Below are 10,862 nucleotides of genomic sequence, written 5' to 3' on the forward strand. Positions count from 1 at the left end.
GCGTCGGCCGTGACATGGGTGGTCAGGCCGACCCCGAACACCACCCCGGCGCAGGCCGCCGCAGCCCAGCCCGCGCCCGACCACCACAGCAACCGCCCGATATGGAACCGGCCGCGCGGCTTCAGCCCCGCCGTGGCGGCCGAGGCGATCACGCGGTCGCGCAGGTCAGCCGACACCACGGCGCGCGGCGCGGCGTCCAGCAGGGCGTCCAGCCCGTCCGCCTCGGCCAACAGAGCCGCCGCGCGCGGATCACTGTCCAGCAGGGCGCGCGCCGCCTCGCGTTCGGTCTCGGGCCAGCGCCTCAGGTCGCCGCCGTAGGCGTCCGCCAGAGTTTCAAAACGCTCGTAGGTCATCGTCATGGTTCCAGCCCCCGCCTTACCCATTCGCCGCTCTCACCGCATCCGGCGCGTTCGGAGCCATGTCCGCCAGCGCCGACCGTAACGCCCGCCGTCCACGCGACAGCAGGCTCTCCAGGGCCTCGACGCTGACGTTCATCAGCCCCGCCGCCTCGATGTTTCCCAGTTCCTGATAGTGACACAGGACGATGGCCTCGCGCTGCCGCTCGGGCAGTTTCGCCAGGGCCGCCTCGACCCGCGCGCCCGTCTCCATCGCCAGCAGACCCCGGTCCGGCGCCGGCCCGTCGTCCGGCCGATCCGGCGGCGCCTCCGTCGCGATCTCGCGCCGTCGCCGCAGCCGGTCGTAGCAGAGGTTCAGCCCCACCCGGTGCAGCCAGGTGTCGAACTTGGCCTGGCCCGGCGCCCAGCGCGGCGCCTGTCGCCAGGCTCTCAGCATCGCCTCCTGCGCCACGTCCTCCGCCTCCGTCGCGTCGCCCAGCATCCGCTGCGCCAGCGTCAGCATGCGCGGCAGCTTCCTGGCGACCATGGCCTGGATCGCCGCGGGGTCGCCCTGACCCACGCGTCGCACCAGATCCTCGTCGGGGTCGGCGGTCTTCGCCAATCCAGCCTCTTTCGCCGTTCACGAAACGGGCCGACGGCTGCACCGCCTTCCCCGACATCTTCCTTACTCCGAAGCGGGCGTAGAAGGCGACGCCGCCGATGCTCTGCGCTGCTCACGACCTTCCTGACGCTTCTCGCGCATCCCGGCGCGCCGCTCCTCGACGGTCAAGGTCCCGTCGCGGTTCGCGTCCAGACGGGCGAAGGCTTCCGTCGCCTTGCGCTCGGCCTCGGCGATGACGATGGGCGCGCGGCCTTCGCCGTTGCGGCCCATGCGTTCTGCGCCGCGACCCATGCCGCGAGGACCGCGACGGGCGTGCTCGGCGCGAGGACCGCGCTCGCCGCGCCCAGCCTGCCGCCCGTCCCGCTGCCCATCCGCGCGCGGCGCGTCGAACTCGGCCCGGCTGATCGCGCCGTCCTTGTTGGCGTCCAGACGCTCGAACAGGGCGGCGCGGCGCTCGACGCGCCTGGCCTGACCGGCCGTGCGCAGTTCCTCGGCCGTGACCGCGCCGTCACGATTGGCGTCGGCGGCGCGCAGACGCTCGACCCGGCGCGCGACGAAGTCGGTCTGGCTGGCCGGCTGGGCCATGGCGACGCGCGTCGGGCGTTGCGGCGCGGCCGCCTGGGCCCCGTCCTGGGCAACCGCCACGCCACTGAAAGCGGCTAGAAAGGCGATGGCGGCGACGCCGCCAAGGGTCTTGTTCATCTCGATGGTCTCCACGGGCCGAGCCCCGAAAAACGCCCTGTCGAGATATGGAACGCCGCCCGGATCAGTTTCCGTCGCGCCCCTTGTCCAGCCCACGGGGCAGCGCCTCTTCAAACGCCCGCCGCGCCCGCAGGCGCAGGTCGATCAGCCGCGCCTTCAGCGTCTCGAAGTCCGGCGCCCCCGCCGTTTCCGCCAGCCGCTGCTGGAAGCCCGCAGGCTCCGCGTCCGGGTCGCCCTTGTCCTCGAAGGCGCAGGCCATCAACTGCCCCAGTTGCTGATGCGTCCGCCAGCTCTCAGCCAGGACGGGATCATCCTTCAGCGCCTCCAGCGTCGAGACGGTCAGCGGCTCGCCCGCCGCCGCCGCGCACAGCTGACGGTACTGGGCCACGAACTCGGCGTCGACCTGAGCGCCCGCCGCCAGCTTCAGGTCCCAGAAGCCCTTGGGCCGCCGCTCCCGGTCCATCAGGTCGCGCATGGCCCGCACGTCCCGCGCCACGTCCACGCCGGGACGCGGCCGCCGCAGCGCCGCCTCCAGCGTCGCCTCGACCCGCGCCCCGAAGGCCTCGTCGCTGGCCCAGACCAGCCGCCCGCGCGTCAGGGCCATGAACTCCCAGGTCTCGGCCTCGGTGGCGTAGTATTCGTCCAGCGCCTCCAGCCGCACCGACACCGGCCCCTTGGACCCGGTCGGCCGCAGCCGCATGTCCACCTCGTACAACCCGCCCTCGGCGGTGTGGGCTGACAGGGCGGCGATCAGCCTCTGGGTGAACCGGCCGTAAAACAGGTCCGCGCTCCAACCCTTGCCCGCCGATGTCGCCTCGGGCGCCGCCGCATAGACGGTCATCAGGTCCAGGTCCGACCCCGCCGTCATCTCGCGCGACCCGGCCTTGCCCAGAGCCACGACGGCGACCGCGCCCTCGAACGCCCCACCCATCCGCTCGGCCTCGGCCAGGGCCGCCGGGGCCAGGCCCCTCATGCAGGCGTCGGCCAGGGAGGTGTTGGTCAGCCCGGCCTGCTCCGCCGTGGTCCGACCGGTGACGACATGCATGCCGATGCGGAAGGTCTGCTCGCGGTGCAGGCGGCGCACCGCATTCATCGCCCCCTCGAAATCGCCGGCCTCATGCGCCTCGCGCACCACCTGATCGGCCAGGCCCGTGTCGGTGCCCAGCGCCGTCATGAAGCGCGCGTCCAGCACCCCGTCCAGGGCCTGCGGCTGACGCCCCAGCGCCCGCGCCAGACGCGGCGCGAAGGCCATGACCCCCACCACCAGATCGAACAGCTTCGGCTGGTTCAGGAACAGGGCCTGCACCTGCACCCCGGCGCTCAGGCCGGAAAAGAAGACCGCGAACCGCCGAAACGCCGCATCGGGGGCCCCGGTCTTCGCCACCGCCGTCAGCAGTTGCGGGGCCAGGCGGGTGAACAGCTCGCGTCCTCGCGCCGTCCGCGTCGCCGGAATGCGCCCGTGGTGCCAGCTGCGGATGGTGTCCGACACCGTCGCCGGCTCGGAAAAACCCATCCGCTTCAGGGTCTCCAGCGTGCCCGGATCATTCTCGACCCCGGTGAAGACCAGGCTGCCGTAGGGTGAGGACAACTCCTCGCCCCCCTCGAACAGCTCGCCGTAGCGTTGATTGACCCCGACCAGCACGGCCTCGACCCCGGCGTCGAAGGCCGCCAGATCGCCCTGCCCCGCCAGCGCCGCCACGTCGGCCCGACGCTCGGGATCAAGCGGCAGGACGTGGCTCTGCTCGTCGGCCAGCATCTGCACCCGGTGCTCCAGTCCGCGCAGGGTCGCATAGGCGGCGGCCAGTTCGTCACGCGCCTCGGGCGTTACATGGCCCCGCTCGGTCAGGGCGTCCAGCGCCTCCAGGGTCCGCGACGATCGCAGGCCCTTGTCCCGCCCGCCCAGGATCAACTGCTGGGTCTGGACGTAGAATTCGATCTCGCGGATGCCGCCCCGGCCCAGCTTCAGATTGGCGCCCGCCGCCTCCAGCCCCTCGCCGGTCTTGTGGACGTGGATCTGTTTCTTGATCGACTGGATGTCCAGCACGGCCTGATAGTCCAGGCTGCGGCGCCAGATATAGGGTGTCAGGGCCTTCAGGAACGCCGCCCCCTCGGCCGCGTCCCCGGCGCAGACCCGCGCCTTGATGAAGGCCGCCCGCTCCCAGTTCTGGCCGACGGATTCGTAGTAGGCCAGGGCCATGGGCGCCGCGACCACCGGCGGGGTCGAGGACGGATCGGGCCGCAGCCGCAGGTCCACCCGGAAGACGTAGCCGTCCGCCGTCCGCTCGGTCAGCAGGGTCGCCAGACCCTGGGCCAGCCGGTTGACGAAGGCCTGCGCCTCCACCCCCTCGCCCAGGGCGCCCTCCAGCACCTCCGGCTCGAAGAAGAGCGACAGGTCTATATCCGAGGAATAGTTGAGCTCGAACGCCCCGCCCTTGCCCATGGCCAGGACGAACAGGCCGGGAACCGGCCCGCGCCGATCATCCGCCGCCGAGATCAGCTTGCCGCGTCGCCTCTGGTCATGCGCCACGCAGCGCAGCGCCGCCTGCGCCGCCGCGTCGGCGAAGCGCGACAGGGCGCCCGTCACCGCATCCAGATCCCAGACCCCGCCGAGGTCCGACAGGGCCGTCAGCAGATGCAGTTCAGCCTTCAGATGCCGCAGCGGCGCCCTGGCCTCGTCCGCCGGGCCGTCGATCGCGTCGGTCGCCGCCAGGATCTCGGCCAGCCGCGTCTCGGGCGGCGTCTCCAGGATTTGCCGCAGCCGCTCGGGCCAGCGCCGCGCCAGCCCGGCCAGATAGGGCGAGGCGGAAAACACCGGCTCCAGCGCGTCCCAGGCCCCGTCCAGCGTCGCGCGCCAGCCATGCGCGTCGGCGGCCTCGGCCAGCCGCTCGTGGATGCGCCCGGCCGCCTCCATGTCGCGCACCGGCCCGCAAGGCCGCAGCCTCGGCCTCAGCTTGTCGCTCATCAGACCGTCCCGCCCGCCGGCGGCAAGATCAGGGCCACGCGCAACCCCGGCCCCTGCCCGCCATAGGCGCCCGGCCCCTCGTCCAGCTGCACCCGCCCGCCATGCGCCTCGGCCACCGCCGTGACCAGCGACAGGCCCAGGCCCGAGCCCGGCTCGGTGCGGCTGTTGTCCAGCCGGACGAAGCGTTGCAGCACCCGGTCGCGGTCCTCGTCCGGCACGCCCGGCCCGGTGTCCGTGACGGAAAACTCGATCTCGCCCGATGAGCGTCTCCGCGCCCGGAACTTCACCGCCCCGCCTTCGGGCGTATACTTGATAGCGTTGTCGATGATGTTGGCCAGGGCCTGGGCCAGGAAGGGCTGGTTGCCCTCGACCATCAACCCCTTCTCGATCTCGGCCGAGAACTCCAGACCCTTGTCCTCGCCCGAGGGCTCGTACAGCTCGGCCATGTCGGTCGCCAGTTCGGCGGCGTCGAACACCTTGGGATCGGGCGCGCCGCCGGCCTGCAGCCGGGCGATGGCCAGAACCGTGTTGAAGGTCTTCAGCAGCAGGTCCGCCTCGTCCAGGGCGACGCCCAGGGCGTCCACGCCCGACACCTTGCCCGCCTCGGCGTCGATCAGCGCCACCTCCAGCTTGGCCCGCATCCGGGTCAGGGGCGAGCGCAGGTCGTGGGCGATGGCGTCCCCGGCGTGGCGGATCGAGGCCATCGAGGCCTCCAGCCGGTCCAGCATGGTGTTCAGCCCCTGGCCCAGTTCGTCCAGTTCGTCGCCGGAATGGGTGACGGGCGCGCGCACCTTCAGATCGCCGTCCTGTACCGCCGCCACCACCCGGTTCAGCCCGCCCATCGACTTCTCGACCCGGCGGCTGATCACCAGACCGCCGCCGACGCCCAGCACCAGAACCATGATCATGGCCCCCCACAGGGCCTGGGTCAGACGCGCCAGATAGGCCTCGATGTCGCCCACGTCCTCGCCGACGAACAGATGCTCGCCGCCCGACAGGGCCGTGTTGATGCCGATGGACTGGCGTTTGCGCACCCGCCCGTCCTCATCCGTGTCGGTCAGGCGGAAGGTCTCCCACTGGCCGGTCGAAACGCCCTCGGGCACGTCGGTGATGTTGGCGGTGACGATCTTTCCGCCCGCGTCCTTCAGGACATAGAGGTAGGGACCGCCGCGAATGGCCCGCTCGACCAAGGCCTGGTTCAGCGCGTCCTTGCCCCGCGTGCGATAGACGGCGGTCAGGGCGTCCACCTCGGCCTTGACGCTGGCCTCGGCCCGCGCCCGCGCCTCGGACGCCGAGGCGATGTAGACATAGGCCAGCACCGCGCTGGCCGTGGCCACGAACAGCGCCAGAAACAGCAGCGTCAGCCGAAACGGCGTCCGCCGGAAGAGCGAGGGCAGCTTCATCTCTATTCTCCCTCCCCTTCATGGGGAGGGTGGTCGCGCAGCGGCCGGGTGGGGAGGGCTTCCAGATGCGCCAGAACAGTCGCCATCACGCCATCCGGTTCATCGCGAACGGCGGCGTTGTCGAACCTCAGCGTCGTGAATCCTTCTCTCGCCAGCACGGCGTCCCTCACCCTGTCCTTCGCCGCCTGCGCCTCGACCTTATGCGCGGCGTGAGCGCCTTTCGTATGGCGCGGGCCTTGGCGATGATCGCCATGTCCTGAAGCCCTCCCCACCCGGCCGGCGCTGCGCGCCGTCCACCCTCCCCATGAAGGGGAGGGAGAAATCGCTTCTACGCCTCCAGCCGATACCCCGCGCCGCGCACGGTCTGCAGCATGGCCTTGTCGAAGCCCTTGTCGATCTTGGAGCGCAGGCGGCTGATGTGGACGTCGATGACGTTGGTCTGGGGGTCGAAGTGGTATTCCCACACCTTCTCCAGCAGCATGGTGCGCGTCACCGACTGGCCGGCGTGACGCATCAGGAACTCCAGCAGCTGGAACTCGCGCGGCTGCAGGTCGATCTCGGTCGCGCCCCGATGCACGGTCCGGCCGATCAGGTTCATTTCCAGATCGCCGACCTTGAGCACGGTCTGCACCCCGCCCGTCTCGCGACGACGGGCCAGAGCCTCGACCCGCGCGATCAGCTCGGCGAAGGCGTAGGGCTTCACAAGGTAATCATCGGCGCCGGCCTTCAGCCCCGTCACCCGGTCCTCGACCTCGCCCAGGGCCGACAGGAACAGGACCGGCGTCTGATCGCCGCCCTTGCGCACCGTCTCGACCATGCCGACGCCGTCCAGACGCGGCATCATCCGGTCCACGACATAGACGTCGTAGCCGCCCTTCTGCGACTCCAGCAGGCCGAAGGCGCCGTCCACCGCGTGCGTGACCTCGTGCCCGGCCTCGCTCAGGCCGCGCACCATCGCGGTCGCCGCTTCAGCGTCGTCCTCGACCACCAGAATACGCATGGACCCCTCCCAAAATAGATTCGGCGGCGATGTTAGCGCATCGCCGCCGATCCTGTGAGTTACGCCTTATTCAGACTTGGCGAAGGGCAGAACGATCGGCACGTTGCCGCTTGCCGTCCGCACCATCAGCAGCACGCCCGGACGACGCGCTGTCTTCACCGCCTCGACGGCGGCCCGCAGGTCGCCGACGGCGGCCACGTTCCGCCCATTGGCCTGAACGATCACCATGCCAGGCTGGAAGCGCAGGCGACCGGCCTCGGAGCGGGCCTCCACCGCCGTCACCACCACGCCCCGAACAGTCTCGGGCAACTCATAACGGCTGCGCAGGGCCGCGCTGATCGGCGCCACCGTCAGCCCCTCGACCTTTTCACCCACGATAGCGGCGGGCGCATCCGGGGCGGTCTCGTCTCCGCCCTCTGTCTGGGCCGCGCCGAGATTAGCCGGACGCGTTCCTGCACGGACGGAAATCGTCTGGCGACGCCCTTCGCGCAACAACTCCATACGCAGGGTTTCGCCCGGCTTCACTGCGCCGACGGCGCGCGTCAATTCATTGCTGCCCTCAATCGGGCGACCGTTCAGGCTGACGACCACGTCGCCGATCTGCAATCCGCCTTGTTCGCCCGGCGCGCCAGCCGTCACGTCGGTGATATAGGCGCCCTTGGTGCCTTCTGGCAGACCCAGGCTTTCGCGGTACTCATTGGTCAGATTGCCGATCGTCACGCCCAGATAGCCGCGCTCGATCTTTTCGCCACGCATCAGACGGTCCGTCGTGGCCTTGGCGATGCCGGCCGGAATGGCGAAACCGATGCCCACCGACCCGCCCGTCGGCGAATAGATGGCCGAGTTCACCCCGATCACGCGGCCATAGATATCAAAGGTCGGACCGCCCGAGTTGCCCCGGTTGATGGCGGCGTCGATCTGGATGAAGTCGGTGTAGGGGTTCTCCTGCCCACCGATGTCGCGCGCCTTGGCCGAGACGATGCCCGCCGTCGCCGTCCCGCCCAGACCGAAGGGGTTGCCCACGGCGATGACCCAGTCGCCGACACGTGGCTCGGCCTTGTCCTCGAACGAGACGAAGGGGAAGGTCGAACCTTCGACCTTGATCACCGCCAGGTCGGTCAAGGGATCGCGCCCGATCAGGCGCGCCGTCAGCTCGCGCCCGTCGCTCAGCTTGACCTTGATCTCCTCGGCGTTCTCGACGACGTGGTTGTTGGTGACGATGAAGCCGTCGGCCGAGATCAGGAAACCCGAGCCGGCGCCGAGCGCCGTGGTCGAGTTGTCGTCTTCGCCCTCTTCGCCCGAACCGCCGCCGCGCGGCTGACCGGGAATGGGCACGGCGCCGAAGCCGGGGATTTGCAGGAAACCGCCGCCATTGGGACGCTGGACCCGCGTCTTGACGTCGATCTGCACCACGGCGGGCGCGACCTGCTGGAAGATGTCGGCGAAGCTGAGCGGCGCGCCCTGCGGCGGCGCGAAGGCCAGACCCGCGGCCCCGGCCGAGGGCACCAGCCGTCCGGCTTGGGCGGCGGCGGGGGCGGCATGCGCGCCCGGCCACGTAATGACCCCGCCCGCCGTCGCGGCGGCGGCGAAGGTCAGGCCGACGGCGGCCCCCAGAATGAACTCCTTGCGTTTCAGCATCGTCGTCCTTGCAGTCCTTAAAGGCGGAGCTCCAAAAGCTCCGTTCGCCCATGGATATAGGGGGTTTCGGCCCAAGCCAATGCACGCCCTCGCGATGGTTGTTCCTGATCCGCGTTCGCCGTGAGGCGCGCTTGCGTCAGGATCGCGGCGAAGCCTGTCATTTTGGAGAACCGCCCCGGAAACCCGCTCATCCCGGCGTCCGCCGGGATGAGCGGAAGGGGAGAAGAGGCTGACGTCAGGGTTGGTCAGGATCGGCGGTCAGTTCCGCCAACGCCTGTTCTTCTTCCGCCGTCAGAGGCTGCACCTCGACCCGACGCCGACGCGACCGCCAGACGAAGATCGCCCCCGCCCCCAGCACCAGGGCGAAAGGCCCGAACCACAGCAGCCAGGTCCCCGCCCGCACCGGCGGCTGGAACAGGATGTAGTCGCCGTAGCGCCGCACCAGATCGGCGCGCACCGCCTCGTCGCTCTTGCCCGCCGCGATCTCCTCACGCACCAGACGGCGCATGTCGGCGGCGATGCCGGCCGGGCTGTCGGCGATGGATTCATGCTGACAGACGACGCAGCGGATGTCGCCGAACAGGGCCCGCGCCCGCGCCTCCTGCGCCGCGTCGGGCAAGGGACGATCCGGCGCCGGCGGAGGTTCGGCCAATACCAGGCTCGGGGCCGCGCCCGCCATCAGGGCCAACGCCCCCGCCAACGCCGCCAGCCGCCTCACGCCTTGATCTCCTTGCGACGCGATCCAGCCCCGACCCGCAGCCGCCGGTCCAGCAGGGACAGCACCCCGCCCAGGGCCATGATGGCCGGGCCGAGGAAGATCAGCCGCGCCCAGGGATTGTAATAGACCCGCACGGTCCAGGCCTGTTCGTTGGCCTCAGTCGCCGCCCGCTCGCCCATGACCACATAGACGTCGTCCAGCCCGCGGAAGTCGAGCCCGACCTCGGTCGTCGTCTGCCCGCCCGCCGGGAAAAAGCGGCGCTCGGCGGTGACGACGCGCTCGACGGCGTTCCCCTCGACGGGCGCCACCGTCAGCCGTCCCTGCTCGGCCAGATAGTTCGGCCCCTCGATCACCTCGACGGCGTCCAGCGTCACCTTCCACGGTCCCGACGACACCTCGCCGCCCAGCGGGATCGCCGCCGCCGCCTCGGCCTTGAAGCTGGTCTCGACCACGGCCCCCAGGATGAAGACCCCCAGCCCGGCGTGGGCCAGGGTCATGCCCCAGGCCCCCAGCGGCAGCCCCTTGGCGCGGCGCAGGGTCTCGACCAACGGCGCGCGGAAGGCCTTGGTCCGCGTCGCCAGCTCCGCCAGCGCCCCCAGGATCAGCCAGGCCCCGACGCCCAGTCCCGCCGCCGCCAGCGCCTTCTTCGGCTCGAACAGCAGGAAGGCCGCGAACGCCGCCACGACCGCCAGACCCGCCGCCAGCCACAGCCGCTGCAAGGCCCCCTTCAGGTCGCCGCGCTTCCACGCCAGCAGAGGCCCGGCGGGCAGGATCAGACAGGCGACCAGCAGAAGCGGAACAAAGGTCGCGTTGAAATAGGGCGGCCCCACCGAAATGGTCGCCCCCGAAATCCCCTCGAGGATCAGTGGATACAGGGTCCCCAGCAACACCGTCGCCGCCGCCGCCGTCAGGAAGAGGTTGTTCAGCACCAGCGCGCCCTCGCGGCTGATCGGCGCGAAGGCCGCGCCCGACCGGATCGCCGGCGCCCGCAGGGCGAACAGGACGAAGGCCGCCCCCGCCGCTGCGCCCAGAATGGCCAGCAGCATCATCCCCCGCTGCGGATCGACGGCGAAGGCGTGGACGCTGGTCAGCACGCCCGAGCGCACCAGGAAGGCCCCTAGCATGGAGAAGGTGAAGGCCAGGATGGCCAGAAACACCGTCCACCCCGCCAGCGCCCCGCGCCGCTCGGTGACGATGGCCGAGTGCAGCAGGGCCGCCCCCGCCAGCCACGGCATGAAGCTGGCGTTCTCGACCGGGTCCCAGAACCACCAGCCGCCCCAGCCCAGCTCGTAATAGGCCCAGAAGGAGCCCAGCAGGATGCCCACCGTCAGGAAGGCCCACGACGCCAGCGCCCACGGCCGCACCCAGCGGCCCCAGGCCGGATCGACCCGCTTCTCGATCAGGGCGGCGACCGCCAGCGAGAAACAGACCGAAAAGCCGACATAGCCCGCGTAGAGCAGCGGCGGATGGAAGGCGAGCGCC

10 protein-coding genes are annotated in these 10,862 nt (G+C 70.8%); all 10 read right to left on the bottom strand.

What is annotated here, in order from left to right; genetic code table 11:
* Positions 1-359: hypothetical protein (locus VGE49_RS12515; RefSeq protein ID WP_331034875.1), on the bottom strand; the 359-nt coding region annotated here is incomplete at its 3' end.
* 16 nt (positions 360-375) lie between these two features.
* Positions 376-957 (bottom strand): RNA polymerase sigma factor, encoded by a 582-nt coding sequence (locus VGE49_RS12520; protein ID WP_331034876.1) that lies wholly within the window; start codon positions 955-957, stop codon positions 376-378.
* A gap of 63 nt (positions 958-1,020) precedes the next feature.
* Complete coding sequence (locus VGE49_RS12525) at positions 1,021-1,659, bottom strand: EF-hand domain-containing protein (protein WP_331034877.1); 639 nt, start codon at positions 1,657-1,659, stop codon at positions 1,021-1,023.
* Positions 1,660-1,723: 64 nt separating this feature from the next.
* Positions 1,724-4,621, bottom strand: coding sequence for a bifunctional [glutamine synthetase] adenylyltransferase/[glutamine synthetase]-adenylyl-L-tyrosine phosphorylase (locus tag VGE49_RS12530; protein WP_331034878.1), 2,898 nt, complete (start codon positions 4,619-4,621; stop codon positions 1,724-1,726).
* Positions 4,621-6,024 carry a sensor histidine kinase gene (locus VGE49_RS12535; protein ID WP_331034879.1) on the bottom strand — a complete coding sequence of 468 codons (1,404 nt, stop codon included), beginning with the start codon at positions 6,022-6,024 and terminating at the stop codon, positions 4,621-4,623. The genes VGE49_RS12530 and VGE49_RS12535 overlap by 1 nt, the downstream gene beginning before the upstream one ends.
* A gap of 2 nt (positions 6,025-6,026) precedes the next feature.
* Positions 6,027-6,296, bottom strand: a complete 270-nt coding sequence (locus VGE49_RS14245) for a DUF559 domain-containing protein (protein WP_414643656.1) — start codon at positions 6,294-6,296, stop codon at positions 6,027-6,029.
* Positions 6,297-6,352: 56 nt separating this feature from the next.
* Complete coding sequence (locus VGE49_RS12540) at positions 6,353-7,024, bottom strand: response regulator transcription factor (protein WP_105562419.1); 672 nt, start codon at positions 7,022-7,024, stop codon at positions 6,353-6,355.
* 66 nt (positions 7,025-7,090) lie between these two features.
* Positions 7,091-8,662, bottom strand: a complete 1,572-nt coding sequence (locus VGE49_RS12545) for a Do family serine endopeptidase (RefSeq protein WP_331034880.1) — start codon at positions 8,660-8,662, stop codon at positions 7,091-7,093.
* A gap of 235 nt (positions 8,663-8,897) precedes the next feature.
* Complete coding sequence (locus VGE49_RS12550; RefSeq protein ID WP_331034881.1) at positions 8,898-9,380, bottom strand: cytochrome c-type biogenesis protein; 483 nt, start codon at positions 9,378-9,380, stop codon at positions 8,898-8,900.
* Positions 9,377-10,862 (bottom strand): heme lyase CcmF/NrfE family subunit (locus tag VGE49_RS12555; RefSeq protein ID WP_331034882.1); only part of this gene is annotated, 1,486 nt, incomplete at its 5' end. The genes VGE49_RS12550 and VGE49_RS12555, both read right to left, overlap by 4 nt.

The organism is Brevundimonas sp., from assembly GCF_036405315.1.
In the GTDB taxonomy this organism is placed as follows: domain Bacteria; phylum Pseudomonadota; class Alphaproteobacteria; order Caulobacterales; family Caulobacteraceae; genus Brevundimonas.

What these genes read in the sequence shown, in the direction of transcription:
- VGE49_RS12525 (WP_331034877.1), bottom strand. Translation starts at nt 1,659, where the DNA reads ATGAACAAGACCCTTGGCGGCGTCGCCGCCATCGCCTTTCTAGCCGCT.
- VGE49_RS12530 (WP_331034878.1), bottom strand. Translation starts at nt 4,621, where the DNA reads ATGAGCGACAAGCTGAGGCCGAGGCTGCGGCCTTGCGGGCCGGTGCGC.
- VGE49_RS12535 (WP_331034879.1), bottom strand. Translation starts at nt 6,024, where the DNA reads ATGAAGCTGCCCTCGCTCTTCCGGCGGACGCCGTTTCGGCTGACGCTG.
- VGE49_RS12540 (WP_105562419.1), bottom strand. Translation starts at nt 7,024, where the DNA reads ATGCGTATTCTGGTGGTCGAGGACGACGCTGAAGCGGCGACCGCGATG.
- VGE49_RS12545 (WP_331034880.1), bottom strand. Translation starts at nt 8,662, where the DNA reads ATGCTGAAACGCAAGGAGTTCATTCTGGGGGCCGCCGTCGGCCTGACC.